The following is a 17,364-nucleotide window of genomic DNA, read 5'->3' as shown; positions in this document are numbered from 1 at the left end:
TCTGACCTCCTCACCAGCTCGATTTCACGACGCCGGGCAGCTGCCCGCTCGAGCCGAGCTCGCGCAGCATGATCCGGGACACTTTAAGTTTGCGGTAATACGCATGCGGACGGCCCGTAAGCTGGCACCGGTTGTGCAGCCGTGTGGCCGAGCTGTTGCGCGGCAGTTCCGCAAGCTTGAGAGAGGCGCGGAAACGCTCTTCCATCGGCTTGCTCTGGTCATTGATGATCACTTTCAGAGCGGCGCGCTTCTTGGCGAAACGGTCAACCAGCACCTGGCGCTTCTTCTCGCGCTCGATCATTGATTTCTTAGCCATAGATCTATCCTCCCCCGGCTCAGCTGTTGAAGGGCATGTTGAAATGCTTCAACAGCGCCTTGGCTTCAGCGTCGGTCTTCGCCGTGGTTGCGATGACAATGTCCATCCCCCAAACTTCGTCGACCTTGTCGAAGTTGATCTCGGGGAAGATGATATGTTCCTTGATGCCCATGGCATAGTTGCCACGACCATCGAACGACTTGCCCGAAACCCCGCGGAAGTCGCGGATACGCGGCATCGCAATGGTGATCAGACGGTCAAGGAAATCATACATACGGTCGCCACGCAGCGTGACCTTGGCCCCAAGCGGCATGTCTTCGCGAACGCGGAAACCGGCGATGGAGTTGCGGGCCTTGGTGACGACAGCGCGCTGACCAGCGATCGTGGTCAGGTCTTCCTGAGCCGACTTCGCCTTTTTCGAGTCGCGCACAGCCTCGGCACCGCAGCCGATGTTAAGCACGATCTTTTCCAGACGCGGGATCTGCATGTCGTTCTTGTAGCCAAACTCTTCTTTCAGAGCAGGCTTGATGGCCTCACGGAAGTGGGCTTTTAGGCGCGGGGTATAGGTTGCGGTATCAAGCATCGATCACGTCCCCCGTGGTCTTGGCGTAACGGACTTTCTTGTCGCCTTCGATCTTGAAGCCAACGCGGGTCGGTTTGCCGTTCTTGTCAACAATCGCCAGATTGCTCAGGTCGATGGGCATCGCCTTGGGGATGCGGCCACCTTGGCTGGTCTGGCTCTGACGGGTGTGGCGGATCGCCATGTTCACGCCTTCAACCACGGCCTTGCCGGATTTCGGGTCAACATTGGTGATCGTGCCTTTTTGGCCCTTGTCCTTGCCGGACAGAACGACCACGGTGTCACCTTTTTTCAGTTTAGCAGCCATCTTACAGCACCTCCGGGGCGAGCGAGATGATTTTCATGAAGTTCTTGGCGCGCAGCTCGCGAACGACCGGCCCGAAAATACGGGTACCAACCGGCTCACCTGCGTTGTTCAGGATCACGGCGGCGTTGCGGTCAAAGCGAATGGCGGTGCCATCTTCACGACGGACTTCCTTGGCGGTGCGCACGACGACGGCCTTACGGACGTCGCCCTTCTTCACGCGACCGCGCGGGATGGCTTCCTTGACCGAGACGACAATGATGTCGCCCACGGATGCGTATCGACGCTTGGAACCACCCAGAACCTTGATGCACTGAACTCGGCGAGCGCCGGAGTTGTCAGCAACATCCAGGTTGGTCTGCATCTGGATCATTTGGTTTCTCCCGACCTATGGGGGGCGATGCACTGCCTTGTCCCCAGGGTTTCGATTAATGCCAAAAGGCGCTAAAGGCTTATGCCTCCAGCACCTCCCAGCGTTTCGTCTTGGACTTGGGCGCGCATTCGATAATCCGAACGGCATCGCCCACTTTGAACGTGTTGTTCTCATCGTGAGCCCGGTATTTCTTGGACTTACGAATTGTTTTCTGAAGCACGGGGTGCTTGAAACGACGCTCGACCGATACGGTTACGGTCTGGGCGTTTGCGTCAGAGGTCACAACCCCTTGAAGAATACGTTTGGGCATATCTCGGGCTCCTTACTCTGCTGCCGCGTTGGCTTTTTCGTTCAGAATGGTCAGCACGCGCGCGGCGTCGCGGCGGGCAATACGCATCTGAGCGGGATTTTCCAACTGGCCGGTAGCCGCCCGAAAACGCAGATTGAACTGCTGCTTCTTCAGGTTGGTGAGTTCTTCCCGGAGCTGATCCGGGGTCTTGTCACGCAGTTCCTTGGCGTTCATCGCCTTTTCCTTTCTCAAAACACCGGCCAGCCCCTGACGGTTTGCTCAGGGTAACTCGAAACCCGGTGGATGAATTGCAAATACCCGAATCCCCGGACTGGCCGGGCAAGCGGATTGGAGCTCTATACGGGAGGCGGTAGCAGAGGGCAAGGGGAGTTTGGACATCCTTGGTTATAAAGAACCAGACCTTCCCTTTGTCACCGTTATTATGCCCACACTCTCGCTTCATTTACCATCCATTCGCCCGTCTCGTCGCCCTCATATTTGACAAATTGGCTTGCGCCTTCGCCGGATCTACAAGAAATGCGAAGGCCAATATCAGAGATAAAAGGACCAAGCCCGCGACAGCAAACAATGTAAACTGTGGCGCACTCCCCAACCGCGATCCCTCAAAGGCGGCGAAACCTTTTAGGATCAGAACCATAAGGAGGCCCCATGAAAAACCATTCAAACCTAGGAGCAGCACATAGCAATCCAGTTTCAAAACAACGGCCTGCCGTCCGCGAGCAAGACCGCGAAACACCTCACGGATCATAACCCAAGCCACCATCAACGCTGCAAGCGTCATCTGGAGGACAAGGCCAATCAGCATTTCAACGGTAGCATTTGCCCTATTCAGTTTTTCTTGAAGCTGCCCGGTATGGTCTAATGCGATCTCCTGCGCAAAATCAGACGGATAAATATCAAACAGGCTCAGCAATGAGATTGGGAAAAGATGGATCACGAAATTGATCACACATGCCCATATGATGATCCAAAGAATGCGCTTCGGCCCCGGATCAAGCTCGTAAGTGGTGGAACGCTTCACCGTTCTTCCTTTGAACACTAACTTTTACAACTTCAGCACCTCACAACCCTTGATGAGTCGCGTCAAGTCTCACGTGCTATTTGGCGATACAGCCTCTTGAATTATCCCACACCAAATAGAAACGGCCCCGGGTTTCCCCGAGGCCGTTCCCATCAGATCAGATCGCTTATGCGAGCTGGAGGTTCGACGCGCTCTCACGGCCGTCACGGCCGGATTCGATGTCGAAGGTCACTTTCTGATTGTCGGCGAGGCCGGTCAGGCCTGCGCGCTCAACAGCGCTGATGTGGACGAAAACGTCCTTGCCGCCATTGTCGGGCGCGATAAAGCCGAAGCCTTTGGTGGAATTGAACCATTTCACGGTGCCGTTGGCCATCGTGATGTCTCCTCTGGTAGTGCTGCCCGCGGGAATGCGGCAGTCGCGGCGTGGTCGGTCTGGATCGAGATACTGACAGCCGGTTTAGAGGAGCAGATGATCGAAATAGAATAACGTTAGCACCCTGCACATGGGGGAGTTTGCCGCGTTTTACAAGGGGAAATCCCAAAAGACCTTAGATTCGGCGGAAAACGGGTGTTTTTGCACCCTCAATTCCAAGAATAATTGAAGCTGACGCTGATCCGGTCGTCTTCCGACATGTTCATCGGAACCTCATGACGCAGCCATGATTCCCACAACAGCACATCCCCTACCACCGGCTTGGCGTAGATAAAGGTGCGCAATTCCTGTCTCGCGTCCTTGCGGCGGACAGGGGCCGCCATCATCCGGGCAGACCTTGGGTCTTCCAGCTTGAGCGCGCTGGCGCCGTCAGGCATCGCCACATAGGTTGTGCCGGAAATCACTGAATGCGGATGGATATGGCTTGCGTGCATCCCGCCTTCGGGCAGGATGTTGATCCATATGTCCTCTAGCTTCAATTCCTTGCCGTCGAGATCGAACTCCAGATCCTGGGCGAAGGCCGCCACATGGGCATCCAGCACCTTGACCAGATCGGCAAAGATCGGGAACCGCCACGGCAGGTCGCTGAGCGAGGCATAAGAGGTATAGCCGGGATAGCCATTCTCGTCGCACCACTCCTGCCCCGCCTCGTCATCCTCGGCGATGGAATAGCAGGACGCCTCCAATTCCTTGGCATCAATGGCAGGTCCGTGCTCGCTCAGGGCGGCACGATAGAGGCGGGTCACGAAGAGGGAATCGATATTGGGCATGGCTCGCTCTTAGCGTGGTGCCAAGCAAGTGGCAAAGAAAAACCCCCGCGCGATCTCTCGCACGGGGGCAATCCGTAGGGCGGGTGTGAACCCGCTGATCTTACCAGTCTTCGCGGACCACGACGCGGGTTTTGATCGGCAATTTCATCGCCGCCAGACGCAGCGCTTCAAATGCGATCTCTTCGCTCACACCGTCGATCTCGAACATGACCCGGCCCGGCTTGACCTTGCAGGCCCAGTAATCGACCGAACCCTTACCTTTACCCATCCGAACCTCGGTGGGCTTGGACGAGACCGGTACATCCGGGAAAATCCGGATCCAGACACGGCCCTGACGTTTCATGTGGCGCGTCATGGCACGACGAGCTGCCTCGATCTGACGGGCGGTGATACGCTCGGGCTGGGTGGCCTTGAGACCGAAAGTGCCAAAGTTCAGATCAGAGCCGCCTTTGGCTTCGCCTTTGATCCGGCCCTTGAACTGCTTGCGGAATTTAGTGCGCTTTGGTTGAAGCATCTTTCATTCCTCCTTAACGGCGGCCGCCGGCGCCACGGGGCGCGGGACCATCCTGGAGTTCCTGGGCCTTGCGGTCACGGGCACCGGGATCGTGCTCCATGATTTCACCCTTGAAGATCCAGACCTTGATACCAATGATCCCATAGGCCGTGGTGGCCTCGACGGGAGCATAGTCGATGTCCGCACGCAGCGTGTGCAGCGGCACGCGGCCCTCGCGATACCATTCGGTCCGCGCAATCTCGGCACCGCCAAGACGACCCGAAACGTTGACCCGGATACCAAGAGCACCCATGCGCATTGCGTTCTGCACGGCGCGCTTCATGGCGCGACGGAAGGACACACGACGCTCAAGCTGCTGTGCGATACTCTCGCCCACAAGGGCCGCATCCAGCTCGGGCTTGCGCACTTCGACGATATTGAGGTGCAATTCGCTCGCGGTCATTGCCGCCAGCTTCTTGCGCAGACCCTCGATATCGGCGCCTTTCTTGCCGATGATCACGCCCGGACGTGCGGTGTGGATCGTGACGCGGCACTTCTTGTGCGGACGTTCGATGATCACACGGCTGATCCCGGCCTGTTTGCACTCTTCGCCGATGAACTTGCGCATCGCAAGATCTTCGAGCAGCAGATTGCCATAGTCCTTGGTGTCGGCATACCAGCGGCTATCCCAGGTACGGTTCACCTGAAGGCGCATGCCAATCGGATTGACTTTGTTACCCATTAGGCTTGCTCCTCAATTTCACGAACCTTGATCGTCAGCTCCGAAAACGGCTTTTTCAGCGCGCCAAAGCGACCACGGGCACGCGGACGGCCGCGCTTCATCACAAGGTTCTTGCCGACATAGGCCTCTGCCACGATCAGACCATCCACATCGAGATTGTGGTTGTTCTCAGCATTGGCAATTGCGGACTGAAGACACTTCTTGACGTCCTGCGCGATGCGCTTGTTCGAGAAAGTGAGATCGGTCAGCGCCTTGTCGACCTTTTTGCCACGGATCATCGCGGCAACGAGGTTCAGCTTCTGCGGGCTGGTACGAAGCATGCGCAACTTGGCCATTGCTTCGTTGTCTGCCACGCGGCGGGGGTTCTTTTCCTTGCCCATGACTTACTTCCGCTTCGCTTTTTTGTCTGCGGCATGACCGTAATAGGTCCGGGTCGGTGAATATTCACCGAACTTCTGACCGATCATGTCTTCGCTGACGTTGACAGGGATATGCTTGTGGCCGTTGTAGACGCCAAACGTGAGACCCACGAATTGCGGCAGGATCGTCGAACGACGCGACCAGATCTTGATAACTTCATTACGCCCCGACTCGCGCGCTGCCTCGGCCTTTTTCAAGACATAGGCATCGACAAAGGGGCCTTTCCATACAGAACGTGCCATGTGTTAGCGGCCCTTCTTCTTGGCGTGACGCGAGCGCACGATGAGATCCTGCGACGCCTTGTTCTTGTTGCGGGTGCGCGCGCCTTTGGTGGGCTTGCCCCAAGGCGTAACCGGGTGACGACCACCCGAGGTCCGGCCCTCACCACCACCATGGGGGTGGTCGATCGGGTTCATAACCACACCACGCACAGACGGGCGGATGCCCTTGTGGCGCATACGGCCCGCTTTGCCGTAATTCTGGTTCGAGTTATCGGGGTTGCTGACGGCCCCAACAGTGGCCATGCATTCCTGGCGCACCAGACGCAGCTCGCCCGAGCTCAGACGGATCTGAGCATAGCCACCGTCGCGGCCCACGAATTGCGCATAGGTGCCAGCGGCGCGTGCAATCTGCCCGCCCTTGCCGGCCTTAAGCTCGATGTTGTGAATGATCGTGCCGATGGGCATGCCCGAGAACGGCATCGCATTGCCCGGCTTGATGTCGGCCTTGGCCGACGCGATGACCTTGTCACCAATCGCCAGACGCTGCGGCGCCAAGATATAGGCTTGCTCGCCATCTTCATATTTGATCAGCGCGATAAATGCGGTCCGGTTCGGGTCATATTCGATCCGTTCCACGGTTGCCGAGATATCAAATTTCGTCCGCTTGAAATCGACGATACGATAGAGGCGTTTCGCCCCGCCGCCTTTGCGACGCATCGTGATCCGTCCGGTATTGTTCCGGCCGCCATTCTTGGTCAAACCCTCAGTGAGAGATTTGACCGGACGTCCTTTCCACAGCTCCGAACGGTCGATCAGCACCAGCCCACGCTGGCCCGGCGTCGTCGGCTTATACGACTTGAGTGCCATGCTTTCTGTCTTCCGTTTGCTTACGGCAGGTAAACCCGCCTATGTTATAGCCCCCCGAGGGTGGCCAAGGTATGAGGCCCCGTAGGTCCCCGGTTAGAGTTGCCCTTGCGGACAACAGCGAAGCCCCGGACGAATCCGGGGCCTTGCGGATGGGGTCTGATAAGGGAGGCCACATGCGCGGTCAAGGGGTTTGCCCAAGATTTACAGGCGGAAACCACCAGTGTTCAAAGGCCCAGACCGATCATCACCTCGTCCAGTGCCTCTGGCATTTTACGCATCAGCCTTGTGCAGCATGACACGGCGTGTTTTCGGGGGCGAGTCGAGATCTGTCAGTGTGCCGAACGTCTCCAGCTTTTCGGCCTGCACCTTCGCCGTGCTCCGGCGCAGATCGAATATCGCAGCCCCACCGGGACGCAAAACCTTGTCGAGAAATGGCAGATACATATCCACAGGATAGTGGAACCCGCAGGAGAGAAAGCTGACAACCAGATCGACGGACTGGGCCGTCTCAGCGGGCTTTGTCATTGGATTGAGCGTTTCAATTCTGTCAGCCTTGATCCCGTTCGCCTTGAGCAACCCTTTGGCGCGGCTCAGCGAGGAATAGGCGGCACCTTCGGTGTTGAACCCGAAATGACGATGCGTGTTCTCCTCTAAGTCGATCAAGAGCACCTTGCACCCCAGATCCTGCGCCGCAAAGAGATCGAAAAACCCATAGCCACAGCCAATATCCGCGATCCGCTTGGGATTGAGATCCTTTAGGAGGCTCTTGATTAACTTGTATTCGGCGTGAATAACGCCTGCCGCACGACGCGCTATCGTGTCGCCCATCTCATCCACCACGGCTTGGATCGGGGCATCGTCGCCCTCCTGCCAGGCTTTGATGATCCGCCCCGATTTGGGCCGATCAAACATCACCTCAGAACGCTGCAAGATCAGGTTTACATAATCGCCGCGATCAAAGCAGGTAAGGTCAAGTGACGCGATCCGGTCCTCCATTGCCTCGGCGGCAATGTCTATTTCAAGCTGCATGTCGATCCTACTCTCTGCAACGCCGCCAACTTGCAGATAAATGCCAGCATTCCAGAGGAAAGTCGCCCCTTTTCGACAAGCGAAAAGCGATCACAAGGGTCATACAAGACCGTGAAAAGCGAAACCCCGGCCACCTCTCAGCAGCCGGGGTTCACATATTAATGCGTAGCGTGGGTGTTACCCCACCACGATCAGAGACCCGTGGTCACGTCGATCGTGTTGCCTTCGGCAAGCGTCACATAGGCTTTCTTGACGTCATTCCGACGGCCAAGCTGACCCCGGAAGCGCTTTTGCTTGCCCTTGGTGATCGTGGTGTTCACAGCCGTCACCTTTACCCCAAAGAGTGCCTCAACGGCCTCCTTGATGGCAGGCTTGTTGGCATCCATATGGACTTCGAACACCACAGCCCCATTTTCCGAGACCATAGTGGCCTTTTCGGTGATGATCGGCTTGCGGATCACATCGTAATGTTCAGGTTTCGCGCTCATTTCAGACGAGCCTCCAGTGCTTCGACACCCGCTTTGGTGATCACGAGCGTGTCACGCTTGAGGATGTCATAGACGTTTGCGCCCATCGACGGCAGCACATCGAGACCCTCGATATTGGCTGCGGCACGGGCGAATTCTGCATTCACCTGTGCGCCGTCGATCACCAGCACGCGCTTCCAGCCAAGGTTCTTGACCTGCTTGGCCAATTCCCCCGTCTTGCCGTTCGAAGATGCCTCGTCAAGGATGACAAGCGCGCCTGCCTTGGCCTTGGCCGAGAGAGCGTGCTTGAGACCAAGCGCGCGAACCTTCTTGGGCAGGTCATGGGCGTGGCTACGCGGGGTCGGACCCTTGTAGATACCACCATGGCGGAAGATCGGCGCGTTCTTGTCACCGTGGCGTGCGCCGCCGGTGCCCTTTTGGCGATAGATCTTCTTGGTGGAATAGCTGGTTTCCGAACGGGTCTTGACCTTGTGCGTGCCGGCCTGCGCCTTGTTGCGCTGCCAACGAACGACGCGGTGCAGGATGTCTGCGCGCGGCTCCAGGCCGAAGATGTCTTCGCCCAGATCGACCGAGCCGGCCGTCCCGCCGTCCAGTTTGATCACGTCGAGTTTCATTCTTCGCCTTCCTTCTTCTCAGCCTGAATGCTGGCCTCAGCCTCTTTCAGTGCAGCCTCCTCAGCGGCGGCGGCCTCTTCGGCCAGACGCTTGGCTTCAGCTTCTGCTTCAGCCGCAGCAGCAGCGGCCGCAGCCTCAGCAGCTTTGGCAGCCTCTTCAGCAGCAGAGCGCAGAGCAGCGGGCAGAATGGCGTTCTCGGGGAACGGCTTTTTCACCGCATCCTTGATCGTCACCCAACCACCTTTGGACCCCGGAACAGCGCCCTTGATCATGATAAGGCCACGGTCGGCGTCGGTCTTGACGACCTGAAGGTTCTGCGTGGTGACACGCACAGCCCCCATATGCCCGGCCATTTTCTTGCCCTTGAACACCTTGCCCGGGTCCTGACACTGACCCGTCGAGCCGTGCGAACGGTGGCTGATCGACACACCGTGGCTAGCCCGCAGACCGCCAAAGTTGTGACGCTTCATCGCACCGGCAAAGCCTTTACCGATCGAGGTGCCCGAGACATCCACGAACTGACCTTCAAAGTAATGGTCAGCAGTGATTTCCTCGCCCACATTGATCAGGGCCTCAGGCGCTACGCGAAATTCCGCGATCTTGCGCTTGGGTTCAACTTTGGCTGCGGCGAAGTGGCCACGCATGGCCTGCGTCGTCCGCTTGGCCTTGGCGGTTCCAGCACCGAGTTGCACGGCCGTGTAGCCGTCTTTCTCAGGGGTGCGCTGTGCCACCACCTGAAGTTTGTCCAATTGAAGAACGGTCACAGGAACCTGTTTGCCGTCTTCGAGGAAAAGCCGGGTCATGCCGACTTTTTTCGCGATCACACCAGAGCGCAACATCTCTTGCTCTCCTTAAACCGAAATCTGCACGTCCACGCCAGCGGCGAGGTCGAGCTTCATCAGCGCGTCCACCGTCTGCGGCGTGGGATCGACGATGTCCAAGAGACGCTTATGCGTCCGGATCTCGAACTGGTCGCGGGATTTCTTGTTCACGTGCGGACTACGCAGAACCGTGAATTTCTCGATCTTGTTCGGCAGCGGGATCGGCCCACGCACCTGGGCACCGGTCCGTTTGGCGGTATTGACGATTTCCTGCGTGCTGGCATCCAGCACACGGTAATCAAACGCCTTGAGCCGAATGCGAATATTTTGGCTTTGCATTTGTCTTAGCCTTTCGCGGCATTGGAGTTGATAGGAGGAAGGCCGGACCATCCGGCCTCCCTCGTCGAACCCTTAAAGGTTGTTACTCGATGATCTTCGACACGACGCCGGCGCCGACGGTGCGGCCGCCTTCGCGGATGGCGAAGCGCAGGCCGTCTTCCATGGCGATGGGCGCGATCAGCTCAACCGTGAACTTCAGGTTGTCGCCCGGCATCACCATTTCGGTGCCCTCGGGCAGCATCACCGTGCCGGTCACGTCCGTGGTGCGGAAGTAGAACTGCGGGCGGTAGTTGGCAAAGAACGGCGTATGACGGCCACCCTCTTCCTTGGTCAGGATATAGGCCTCGGCCTCGAACTTGGTGTGCGGCTTGACCGAACCGGGCTTGCACAGCACCTGGCCGCGCTCGACACCCTCACGGTCCACACCGCGCAAGAGTGCGCCGATGTTGTCGCCCGCTTCCCCACGATCCAAGAGCTTGCGGAACATCTCGACGCCCGTGCAAGTGGTGGTCTTGGTGTCGCGGATGCCCACGATCTCGATGCTGTCGCCAACGTTGATCACGCCACGCTCGATCCGACCGGTCACAACCGTGCCACGGCCCGAGATCGAGAACACGTCTTCGATCGGCATCAGGAACGGCTGATCCACGGCGCGTGCGGGCGTCGGGATATAGCTGTCGACCGCTTCCATCAGCGCGCGGATCGAGTCCTCGCCGATCTCCGGCTGGGTGCCGTTCATCGCATGCAGCGCCGAGCCGCGCACGATCGGAATATCGTCGCCGGGATAGTCGTAGGAGGTCAGCAGCTCGCGGATCTCCATCTCGACCAGCTCGAGCAGCTCTTCGTCATCCACCTGATCGACCTTGTTCATGTAGACGACCATGAAGGGGATGCCCACCTGACGACCAAGCAGGATGTGCTCGCGCGTCTGCGGCATCGGGCCGTCAGCCGCGTTCACAACCAGGATCGCGCCATCCATCTGGGCGGCACCGGTGATCATGTTCTTCACATAGTCGGCGTGGCCGGGGCAGTCGACATGCGCATAGTGACGCGCCTCGGTCTCATACTCCACATGCGCGGTCGAGATCGTGATCCCGCGCGCCTTCTCTTCAGGCGCCCCGTCAATCTGGTCATAGGCCCGGAACTCGCCGAAATACTTGGTGATCGCCGCCGTCAACGTCGTCTTGCCGTGGTCAACGTGACCAATCGTGCCGATGTTCACATGCGGCTTGTTACGTGCAAACTTTTCCTTTGCCATTGTTCTGGCTCCTTCTTGGTTCGAATGCGGTGCGCGATGGCGCACCCTACAGGGGTGGTAGGGTGGGCAAATTGCCCACCGCCGTTATGCGTATTTCTTCTGGATCTCTTCAGAGATGTTGTGCGGAACCGGCTCATAATGCGAGAATTGCATGGTGAACTGGGCGCGTCCCGAAGACATCGAGCGCAGCGTGTTGATATAGCCGAACATATTGGCCAGCGGCACGTTTGCATTGATCGCAATCGCGTTGCCGCGCTGCTCCTGACCCGAAACCTGCCCACGCCGCGACGTAAGATCGCCGATGACGTTGCCGGTATATTCCTCGGGCGTCACGACTTCGACCTTCATAACCGGCTCGAGCAGCTTGGCACCGGCCTTCTTGAGACCTTCGCGCATGCCCATCCGGCCAGCAATCTCGAACGCCATGACCGAAGAGTCCACGTCGTGATACTTGCCGTCGATCAGCGCGACCTTGAAGTCGATCACCGGAAAGCCAGCGAGCGGGCCGCTGTCCATCACCGAACGGATACCCTTTTCGACACCCGGGATATATTCCTTGGGCACGGCACCGCCAACGATCTTGCTTTCAAAGCTGAAGCCTTCGCCCGGTTCTGTCGGCGTGATGACCAGCTTGACCTCGGCGAACTGACCCGAACCACCCGACTGTTTCTTGTGGGTGTAGGTATGCTCGACCATATGGCTGATGGTCTCACGGTAAGCCACTTGCGGCGCACCGATATTGGCCTCAACCTTGAACTCGCGACGCAGACGGTCAACCAGAATGTCGAGATGCAGTTCGCCCATACCCTTCATGATCGTCTGACCGGATTCAATATCGGTCTCGACGCGGAAGGAGGGGTCTTCTGCCGCCAGACGGGCCAGACCCGCCGACATTTTCTCTTGGTCGCCTTTGGTCTTGGGTTCAACCGCGATCTCGATAACCGGATCGGGGAAGGTCATGGTTTCCAGAACAACCGGCTTGGTCGGATCGCAGAGCGTGTCACCCGTGGTGGTCTCTTTCAGACCGGCCAGAGCGATAATATCGCCTGCAAACGCCTCTTCGATCTCTTCGCGGTTGATGGCATGCATCATCATCATCCGGCCAACGCGCTCTTTCTTGCCCTTGGTCGAATTGAGCATCGCGTCACCTTTTTTCATTTGACCCGAGTAAATCCGGGTAAAGGTCAGCGATCCCACGAACGGGTCGTTCATGATCTTGAACGCGAGTGCCGAGAACGGCTCTGCATCATCGGCATGGCGCGCGATGTTACGGGTCTCGGTCTCGTCATCCGGGCTAAAGCCCATATACGGAGGAACGTCGAGCGGCGACGGCAAGAAGTCGATCACGGCATTCAGAAGCGGCTGCACGCCCTTGTTCTTGAAGGCAGAGCCAACCAGAACGGGAACAAAGCTGAGAGACAGCGTGCCCTTGCGGATCAGCGAACGCAGCGTTGCCTCATCGGGCTCTTTGCCTTCGAGATACCCTTCCATCGCGTCGTCGTCCATTTCGACGGCGACTTCGATCAGGTTGGCGCGCCATTCGTCGGCCATATCCTTGAGGTCGTCACGGATCGGCTGGCGAACCCAGGACGCGCCCAGATCTTCGCCCTTCCAGACCCATTCTTCCATCTTGATCAGGTCGATGATGCCTTCGAGTTGATCTTCGGCACCGATCGGCAGAGCCACAGGCGCGGGGATAGCCCCGGTGCGGTCCTTGATCATCTTGACGCAGTTGAAGAAGTCAGCGCCGATCTTGTCCATCTTGTTGACGAACACGAGACGCGGCACCTTGTAGCGGTCAGCCTGACGCCACACGGTTTCGGTCTGCGGCTCGACACCGGCGTTCCCGTCCAAAAGACAGATCGCGCCATCGAGAACCGCCAGCGAACGCTCGACTTCAATGGTAAAGTCGACGTGGCCGGGGGTGTCGATGATGTTGAAGCGGTACTTGGTATCCGACGCACCCTCTGCGCCCGGGTCTTCCTGACGCTGCCAGAAGGTCGTGGTCGCAGCCGAAGTAATGGTGATACCGCGTTCCTGCTCCTGCTCCATCCAGTCCATCGTTGCGGCGCCGTCGTGGACTTCGCCGATTTTGTGGGACTTGCCGGTGTAGAACAGAATGCGCTCGGTGGTCGTGGTCTTGCCCGCATCGATGTGGGCCATGATCCCGAAATTCCGGTAACGCTGGAGGGGATAGTCGCGTGCCATGATTCAAATGCCTCTGAGGTTTACCAGCGGTAGTGGCTGAACGCTTTGTTTGCGTCTGCCATCTTGTGGGTGTCTTCGCGCTTTTTCACGGCCGAACCGCGGCTCTGGACTGCATCAAGCAGTTCGCCTGCCAGACGCTCTTCCATCGTGTTCTCGTTGCGCGAGCGCGACGCGTTGATCAGCCAGCGGATCGCCAGTGCTTCACGACGCTCGGGGCGCACTTCGACGGGCACCTGATAGGTGGCACCACCGACGCGGCGCGAGCGCACTTCGACCGACGGCTTGATGTTGTCGAGCGCTTCGTGGAACACTTCCACGGGGGCGCGCTTGATCTTGCCTTCGACGCGCTCGAGCGCGTTGTAGACGATCGTTTCGGCGACGGATTTCTTACCGTCGATCATCAGGTTGTTCATGAACTTGGTCAGAACCCGATCACCATACTTGGCATCAGGCAGGACTTCGCGTTTTTCTGCGGCGTGACGACGAGACATCTGTGATTCCTCTTACTTCGGACGCTTCGCGCCATATTTCGAACGGCGCTGCTTACGATCCTTGACGCCTTGCGTATCGAGAACGCCGCGCAGGATGTGGTAACGCACACCGGGAAGGTCTTTTACACGGCCGCCACGGATCAGAACCACAGAGTGCTCCTGAAGGTTGTGGCTCTCGCCGGGAATATAGCTGATGACCTCAAAGCCATTGGTCAGGCGCACCTTGGCAACCTTACGCATGGCCGAGTTCGGCTTCTTCGGCGTCGTCGTATAGACGCGCGTACAGACGCCACGCTTTTGCGGGCAGCCCTGAAGATGCTGTGACTTGGTGGTTCTGACTTTCGGCTGCCGCGGCTTGCGGATCAGCTGTTGGATCGTTGGCATTCCGGTTATTTCCCCGTCTCTCAACACATGTGTCTGCACAAGGACCAGCCCCATGCGGTTAATCAAAAGCGAATCACGCGTCCGCAATACGCAAAGACCGCAATCGCACCCTATCAATCGGGTCCGACGCGGTGGGTTTCCAGAGGATCGGGGCGCATTCGCCCGGATCTTGACCACTACAGTTCTGATACAGGCGACGGGGCGACCCCCTCAGCCATGGATGGGGCGCGTATAGGGGGAGTCGCGGGGGTTGTCAACAGGTCCGGACTTGCGTTCACAGCAGGCCAATGCCACAGTCGATAGCGGCAGTCTAAAGCATGCAGGGCAGGATGGAAAATGCAAATTCGCAGGTGATCGGCCTGTGCCGGTTTTCCTATCCAGCCCTTGGCGGATTTCAGGTCGAACATACTGAAACCGTCGAGCGTGAGGCCTATCTTTACGCCCCCGAACGGATGCAGGAACGCTTTCGCCTGTTTGAGCAATTCACCCTGCCGCCCCTGCGCGCACAGAGCGATCCGGAATTCACCCTAATGGTGGTCATCGGCCCCAATATGCCGCGCCAGGACCACGCCCGCCTGATGGACAATCTCAGCGGCCTGCCACAGGCGCGCGTCATCGTCCGTGCCCCGGGGCGCCACCGCGACGTGATGCGAGAGGTCATCAACGAGGCCCTTATCGACAGCGATTTGCCATCGCTGCAATTCCGCATGGATGATGACGATGCGGTTTCTGTGCATTTTGTCGAACGGCTGCGCAAACTGGCCACCAACGCACGTGGGCTTTTGCGCAGCAATCGCCACGTCGCGATTGATTTCGTCAATGGATTTGTCGCAACGCCCACGCCGGATGGGATTCTGGCCTCGGCCACGTTTCAGCATATGTGGACACCGGCCCTTGCCCTTTCGGTGCGCCCCGGTGTGCGTCATACGATCATGAACTATTCCCACGCCCGCCTCTGGCAGAATGTGCCCACGCTTTCTTGGCCAGAGGAACCGATGTTCGTGCGCGGGCACAACGGGTATAACGATTCGCGCCAGAAAGAAGAGGTCAGAATGCCCAAACTGTCGCTGTTGGATGCCGAGGGCGAAGCACTCTTTCGCGCACAATTTCATATTGATGCGGACAACGTCCGCGCCAGCTTTCGCTAGAGGTCAGGACAGGGCATGCGCGTGATCGGAATCTGCCGGTTTTCCTATCCCGCCTTGGGCGGCTTCAAACGGATGCATGACACTGTCAAAGAGCGCGAGGCCTATCTCTATGCCCCCGCCCGGATGGAGCTGCGCTTTCGCCATTTCGAATGCCTCACCTTGCCCTCGATTGCCGCCCAACAGAACCCCGATTTCACCTTCCTGGTGATGATCGGGCAGAACATGCCGAAACCCTACCTGGACCGGCTGCATGACCTGACCGCCCCGGTGCCGCAGATCAAAATCATCCAGAGCGAGCCGATGAAACATCGCCTTGCCATGCAACTGGCAATCAAGGAAGAACTGGGCGAGGATACAGACCTTTCCATGCAATTCCGCCTGGATGATGACGACGCGGTCGGCCTTAGCTTTGTGCGCAGCCTGCGCTGGTTCGAGAAACACACCCGCACCATGCGCAAGAGCTGGCGGCATTTGGCCATTGACTATAACCGGGGCTATTCCGTCACCCTCTCAGACCGCGGGATCATCGCCGAAGAGCTTCAGGCGCCCTTTTGGGCCTGTGGCCTTGCGGTATTGTTTCGCCCCGGTGATCCGCTGACCGTTATGAACTTCGGCCATCACAAGCTGCATTTTGACATGCCCACGCTGATCCAGCCCGGCCCGCATATGTATTTGCGGGCCAAACATAGCGACAACGACTCGCATGCTAAATACCAGACCGGCCCGATGCATCCGATCGACGCACGCGAAGCGGCGTTCTTCAAGTCTCAGTTCAACGTGGACGAGGACCAAGTGAAAGCTGTCTTTTCAAATCCGCCTTGGCCCGTCGGCTGATCTGCGCCTCGCGGTAGAGGGTAAAAAGACCACTCGCCACCACGATTCCGGCCCCGACCAAGGTCAAGGTCTGCGGCCAGTCTCCAAAGGCCAGCCAACCGAGGATCAGCGCCCAGATCAGGCTGGTATAGCGGAACGGGGCCACAAAACTGATCTCGCCCACGCGCATCACCATGATCGAAAACAGATAGCCGCCAATGATCATCACGGCGGCACCGCAAATCAAAAGCGCGGCCCGACCATCCAACGCCACCCAGTCTCCGGTCAGGCTTCCCAGACCGAAAAAGGCCATGATGAAGAACGAATTGAACAGCGTCACCAGCATAGAGGGCACATCACGCGATAACCGCCGCGTTGCCAGATCGCGCAGCGTGACAAAGGCCACCGCCGCCAATCCATAAACCGAATAGATGTTGAACCCTTCGGTTCCCGGCCGCACGATCAGCATGACGCCGATGAACCCCGCCATGATCGCGGCCATCCGCCGCCAACCCACCGGCTCGCGGAAAAAGAGCGCGGCAGCCAGCGTCAGCGTCAGTGGCAGGGCCTGCATGATCGCGCTGATATTGGCCAGCGGCATGTGATAAAGCGCTGTGACAAAGAAATAGGCCGATCCGATCTCGCCCACCATGCGCCAGAACACCGGCCCCCAGTCCTCGCGCGGCAAATGCCGCTTGAGCGCGCCCATCTTCCAGGCAATCAACGCGACCAGGATCGTCGTCACCAATCCGCGCAGGAACATCACCTGAAACAGCGGCACCTGCCCGGCCAACGCCTTGATCATGGCGTCGTTCAGCGTAAACGCCGCCATAGAACCCATCATCAAGAGGGCGCCGGTCAGATTGTCGGAGCGGGGCATGATGTGCCTGTTTTTTGATCCTGTCGCCTGCGCATTAGACG

At 58.3% G+C, this 17,364-nt stretch carries 26 protein-coding genes; 2 read left to right on the top strand and 24 right to left on the bottom strand.

The genetic code is table 11. The features are described from left to right. Positions 1-10 precede the first annotated feature (10 nt). The 23 genes from rpsN to rpsL all read right to left on the bottom strand — a co-directional run bounded on the left by rpsN (position 11) and on the right by rpsL (position 14,482). Positions 11-316: a 30S ribosomal protein S14 gene (gene rpsN / locus ROSMUCSMR3_RS14990; RefSeq protein WP_008281885.1), complete on the bottom strand. Its 306-nt coding sequence runs from the start codon at positions 314-316 to the stop codon at positions 11-13. Between the two features lie 19 nt (positions 317-335). Next, positions 336-899 (bottom strand): 50S ribosomal protein L5, encoded by a 564-nt coding sequence (gene rplE / locus ROSMUCSMR3_RS14985; RefSeq protein ID WP_081507828.1) that lies wholly within the window; start codon positions 897-899, stop codon positions 336-338. Further along, positions 892-1,203 (bottom strand): 50S ribosomal protein L24, encoded by a 312-nt coding sequence (gene rplX, locus ROSMUCSMR3_RS14980; protein ID WP_008281883.1) that lies wholly within the window; start codon positions 1,201-1,203, stop codon positions 892-894. Before rplX ends, rplE begins: the two co-directional genes overlap by 8 nt. 1 nt (position 1,204) lies before the next feature. Next, entirely contained in the window at positions 1,205-1,573 is a 369-nt protein-coding gene (gene rplN, locus ROSMUCSMR3_RS14975; RefSeq protein ID WP_008281882.1) for a 50S ribosomal protein L14, read from the bottom strand. Between the two features lie 79 nt (positions 1,574-1,652). After that, positions 1,653-1,883 carry a 30S ribosomal protein S17 gene (gene rpsQ, locus ROSMUCSMR3_RS14970; RefSeq protein WP_008281880.1) on the bottom strand — a complete coding sequence of 77 codons (231 nt, stop codon included), beginning with the start codon at positions 1,881-1,883 and terminating at the stop codon, positions 1,653-1,655. A 12-nt stretch (positions 1,884-1,895) separates the two neighbouring features. Continuing rightward, positions 1,896-2,096: a 50S ribosomal protein L29 gene (gene rpmC, locus ROSMUCSMR3_RS14965; protein ID WP_008281879.1), complete on the bottom strand. Its 201-nt coding sequence runs from the start codon at positions 2,094-2,096 to the stop codon at positions 1,896-1,898. A gap of 229 nt (positions 2,097-2,325) precedes the next feature. Continuing rightward, the gene (locus ROSMUCSMR3_RS14960; protein WP_081507827.1) at positions 2,326-2,904 is read right to left on the bottom strand and encodes a hypothetical protein; all 579 of its coding nucleotides are present in this window, start codon (positions 2,902-2,904) and stop codon (positions 2,326-2,328) included. Between the two features lie 166 nt (positions 2,905-3,070). Next, positions 3,071-3,277: a cold-shock protein gene (locus ROSMUCSMR3_RS14955; RefSeq protein ID WP_008281878.1), complete on the bottom strand. Its 207-nt coding sequence runs from the start codon at positions 3,275-3,277 to the stop codon at positions 3,071-3,073. A 209-nt stretch (positions 3,278-3,486) separates the two neighbouring features. Next, positions 3,487-4,107, bottom strand: coding sequence for a 2OG-Fe(II) oxygenase family protein (locus tag ROSMUCSMR3_RS14950; protein ID WP_081507826.1), 621 nt, complete (start codon positions 4,105-4,107; stop codon positions 3,487-3,489). A gap of 100 nt (positions 4,108-4,207) precedes the next feature. Then, the gene (gene rplP / locus ROSMUCSMR3_RS14945; protein ID WP_008281876.1) at positions 4,208-4,621 is read right to left on the bottom strand and encodes a 50S ribosomal protein L16; all 414 of its coding nucleotides are present in this window, start codon (positions 4,619-4,621) and stop codon (positions 4,208-4,210) included. Positions 4,622-4,634: 13 nt separating this feature from the next. Next, on the bottom strand, positions 4,635-5,342 hold the full coding sequence (gene rpsC, locus ROSMUCSMR3_RS14940; protein WP_008281875.1) for a 30S ribosomal protein S3: 708 nt from the start codon (positions 5,340-5,342) through the stop codon (positions 4,635-4,637). Then, positions 5,342-5,722: a 50S ribosomal protein L22 gene (rplV, locus tag ROSMUCSMR3_RS14935; RefSeq protein WP_008281874.1), complete on the bottom strand. Its 381-nt coding sequence runs from the start codon at positions 5,720-5,722 to the stop codon at positions 5,342-5,344. The genes rpsC and rplV overlap by 1 nt, the downstream gene beginning before the upstream one ends. A 3-nt stretch (positions 5,723-5,725) precedes the next feature. Next, positions 5,726-6,004: a 30S ribosomal protein S19 gene (rpsS, locus tag ROSMUCSMR3_RS14930; protein WP_008281873.1), complete on the bottom strand. Its 279-nt coding sequence runs from the start codon at positions 6,002-6,004 to the stop codon at positions 5,726-5,728. A 3-nt stretch (positions 6,005-6,007) separates the two neighbouring features. Further along, positions 6,008-6,850 (bottom strand): 50S ribosomal protein L2, encoded by an 843-nt coding sequence (gene rplB / locus ROSMUCSMR3_RS14925; protein ID WP_008281872.1) that lies wholly within the window; start codon positions 6,848-6,850, stop codon positions 6,008-6,010. Positions 6,851-7,120: 270 nt separating this feature from the next. Beyond that, a complete protein-coding gene (locus ROSMUCSMR3_RS14920; RefSeq protein WP_081507825.1) occupies positions 7,121-7,879 on the bottom strand; it encodes a class I SAM-dependent methyltransferase in 759 nt (252 codons plus the stop codon). Between the two features lie 191 nt (positions 7,880-8,070). After that, positions 8,071-8,367, bottom strand: coding sequence for a 50S ribosomal protein L23 (locus ROSMUCSMR3_RS14915; protein WP_008281870.1), 297 nt, complete (start codon positions 8,365-8,367; stop codon positions 8,071-8,073). Continuing rightward, the gene (gene rplD, locus ROSMUCSMR3_RS14910) at positions 8,364-8,981 is read right to left on the bottom strand and encodes a 50S ribosomal protein L4 (protein ID WP_008281869.1); all 618 of its coding nucleotides are present in this window, start codon (positions 8,979-8,981) and stop codon (positions 8,364-8,366) included. Before rplD ends, ROSMUCSMR3_RS14915 begins: the two co-directional genes overlap by 4 nt. Continuing rightward, positions 8,978-9,820, bottom strand: a complete 843-nt coding sequence (gene rplC / locus ROSMUCSMR3_RS14905; RefSeq protein WP_008281868.1) for a 50S ribosomal protein L3 — start codon at positions 9,818-9,820, stop codon at positions 8,978-8,980. Before rplC ends, rplD begins: the two co-directional genes overlap by 4 nt. Before the next feature lie 12 nt (positions 9,821-9,832). After that, on the bottom strand, positions 9,833-10,141 hold the full coding sequence (rpsJ, locus tag ROSMUCSMR3_RS14900) for a 30S ribosomal protein S10 (RefSeq protein ID WP_008281867.1): 309 nt from the start codon (positions 10,139-10,141) through the stop codon (positions 9,833-9,835). 82 nt (positions 10,142-10,223) lie between these two features. Further along, positions 10,224-11,399, bottom strand: a complete 1,176-nt coding sequence (gene tuf / locus ROSMUCSMR3_RS14895) for an elongation factor Tu (protein ID WP_081507824.1) — start codon at positions 11,397-11,399, stop codon at positions 10,224-10,226. A gap of 84 nt (positions 11,400-11,483) precedes the next feature. Further along, the gene (gene fusA / locus ROSMUCSMR3_RS14890; RefSeq protein ID WP_008281865.1) at positions 11,484-13,607 is read right to left on the bottom strand and encodes an elongation factor G; all 2,124 of its coding nucleotides are present in this window, start codon (positions 13,605-13,607) and stop codon (positions 11,484-11,486) included. A gap of 20 nt (positions 13,608-13,627) precedes the next feature. Continuing rightward, a complete protein-coding gene (gene rpsG / locus ROSMUCSMR3_RS14885; RefSeq protein ID WP_008281864.1) occupies positions 13,628-14,098 on the bottom strand; it encodes a 30S ribosomal protein S7 in 471 nt (156 codons plus the stop codon). A gap of 12 nt (positions 14,099-14,110) precedes the next feature. Next, the gene (rpsL, locus tag ROSMUCSMR3_RS14880; RefSeq protein ID WP_008281863.1) at positions 14,111-14,482 is read right to left on the bottom strand and encodes a 30S ribosomal protein S12; all 372 of its coding nucleotides are present in this window, start codon (positions 14,480-14,482) and stop codon (positions 14,111-14,113) included. Between the two features lie 329 nt (positions 14,483-14,811). Between rpsL and ROSMUCSMR3_RS14875 the strand changes: the two genes are divergently transcribed. Together ROSMUCSMR3_RS14875 and ROSMUCSMR3_RS14870 are read left to right on the top strand one after the other, a co-directional pair. Next, entirely contained in the window at positions 14,812-15,630 is an 819-nt protein-coding gene (locus tag ROSMUCSMR3_RS14875) for a putative rhamnosyl transferase (protein WP_237183460.1), read from the top strand. A gap of 15 nt (positions 15,631-15,645) precedes the next feature. Continuing rightward, a complete protein-coding gene (locus ROSMUCSMR3_RS14870; RefSeq protein ID WP_081507822.1) occupies positions 15,646-16,464 on the top strand; it encodes a glycosyltransferase in 819 nt (272 codons plus the stop codon). Here ROSMUCSMR3_RS14870 and ROSMUCSMR3_RS14865 read toward each other — a convergent pair. Continuing rightward, positions 16,403-17,323 carry a DMT family transporter gene (locus tag ROSMUCSMR3_RS14865; protein WP_081507821.1) on the bottom strand — a complete coding sequence of 307 codons (921 nt, stop codon included), beginning with the start codon at positions 17,321-17,323 and terminating at the stop codon, positions 16,403-16,405. The two genes, ROSMUCSMR3_RS14870 and ROSMUCSMR3_RS14865, sit on opposite strands and share 62 nt — an antisense overlap. Positions 17,324-17,364 lie beyond the last annotated feature (41 nt).

Origin of the sequence: Roseovarius mucosus (genome assembly GCF_002080415.1) — a bacterium.
Taxonomy (GTDB): Bacteria; Pseudomonadota; Alphaproteobacteria; order Rhodobacterales; family Rhodobacteraceae; genus Roseovarius; species Roseovarius mucosus_A.
The sequence above is the reverse complement of the archived record's forward strand: the minus strand, read 5'-3'. Positions and strand labels throughout refer to the sequence as shown.

Excerpts from the sequence above, each read along its gene's own strand:
- rpsJ (WP_008281867.1), bottom strand. The coding sequence starts at position 10,141 with ATGCAAAGCCAAAATATTCGCATTCGGCTCAAGGCGTTTGATTACCGT.
- rplC (WP_008281868.1), bottom strand. The coding sequence starts at position 9,820 with ATGTTGCGCTCTGGTGTGATCGCGAAAAAAGTCGGCATGACCCGGCTT.
- ROSMUCSMR3_RS14955 (WP_008281878.1), bottom strand. The coding sequence starts at position 3,277 with ATGGCCAACGGCACCGTGAAATGGTTCAATTCCACCAAAGGCTTCGGC.
- rpsS (WP_008281873.1), bottom strand. The coding sequence starts at position 6,004 with ATGGCACGTTCTGTATGGAAAGGCCCCTTTGTCGATGCCTATGTCTTG.
- rplX (WP_008281883.1), bottom strand. The coding sequence starts at position 1,203 with ATGGCTGCTAAACTGAAAAAAGGTGACACCGTGGTCGTTCTGTCCGGC.
- ROSMUCSMR3_RS14865 (WP_081507821.1), bottom strand. The coding sequence starts at position 17,323 with ATGCCCCGCTCCGACAATCTGACCGGCGCCCTCTTGATGATGGGTTCT.
- ROSMUCSMR3_RS14870 (WP_081507822.1), top strand. The coding sequence starts at position 15,646 with ATGCGCGTGATCGGAATCTGCCGGTTTTCCTATCCCGCCTTGGGCGGC.
- rplN (WP_008281882.1), bottom strand. The coding sequence starts at position 1,573 with ATGATCCAGATGCAGACCAACCTGGATGTTGCTGACAACTCCGGCGCT.
- rplV (WP_008281874.1), bottom strand. The coding sequence starts at position 5,722 with ATGGGCAAGGAAAAGAACCCCCGCCGCGTGGCAGACAACGAAGCAATG.
- rpsQ (WP_008281880.1), bottom strand. The coding sequence starts at position 1,883 with ATGCCCAAACGTATTCTTCAAGGGGTTGTGACCTCTGACGCAAACGCC.
- rpsG (WP_008281864.1), bottom strand. The coding sequence starts at position 14,098 with ATGTCTCGTCGTCACGCCGCAGAAAAACGCGAAGTCCTGCCTGATGCC.
- rpmC (WP_008281879.1), bottom strand. The coding sequence starts at position 2,096 with ATGAACGCCAAGGAACTGCGTGACAAGACCCCGGATCAGCTCCGGGAA.
- ROSMUCSMR3_RS14920 (WP_081507825.1), bottom strand. The coding sequence starts at position 7,879 with ATGCAGCTTGAAATAGACATTGCCGCCGAGGCAATGGAGGACCGGATC.
- rplB (WP_008281872.1), bottom strand. The coding sequence starts at position 6,850 with ATGGCACTCAAGTCGTATAAGCCGACGACGCCGGGCCAGCGTGGGCTG.
- rplP (WP_008281876.1), bottom strand. The coding sequence starts at position 4,621 with ATGCTTCAACCAAAGCGCACTAAATTCCGCAAGCAGTTCAAGGGCCGG.
- ROSMUCSMR3_RS14950 (WP_081507826.1), bottom strand. The coding sequence starts at position 4,107 with ATGCCCAATATCGATTCCCTCTTCGTGACCCGCCTCTATCGTGCCGCC.
- ROSMUCSMR3_RS14875 (WP_237183460.1), top strand. The coding sequence starts at position 14,812 with ATGGAAAATGCAAATTCGCAGGTGATCGGCCTGTGCCGGTTTTCCTAT.
- rpsN (WP_008281885.1), bottom strand. The coding sequence starts at position 316 with ATGGCTAAGAAATCAATGATCGAGCGCGAGAAGAAGCGCCAGGTGCTG.
- ROSMUCSMR3_RS14915 (WP_008281870.1), bottom strand. The coding sequence starts at position 8,367 with ATGAGCGCGAAACCTGAACATTACGATGTGATCCGCAAGCCGATCATC.
- rpsC (WP_008281875.1), bottom strand. The coding sequence starts at position 5,342 with ATGGGTAACAAAGTCAATCCGATTGGCATGCGCCTTCAGGTGAACCGT.
- rpsL (WP_008281863.1), bottom strand. The coding sequence starts at position 14,482 with ATGCCAACGATCCAACAGCTGATCCGCAAGCCGCGGCAGCCGAAAGTC.
- rplD (WP_008281869.1), bottom strand. The coding sequence starts at position 8,981 with ATGAAACTCGACGTGATCAAACTGGACGGCGGGACGGCCGGCTCGGTC.
- rplE (WP_081507828.1), bottom strand. The coding sequence starts at position 899 with ATGCTTGATACCGCAACCTATACCCCGCGCCTAAAAGCCCACTTCCGT.
- tuf (WP_081507824.1), bottom strand. The coding sequence starts at position 11,399 with ATGGCAAAGGAAAAGTTTGCACGTAACAAGCCGCATGTGAACATCGGC.
- fusA (WP_008281865.1), bottom strand. The coding sequence starts at position 13,607 with ATGGCACGCGACTATCCCCTCCAGCGTTACCGGAATTTCGGGATCATG.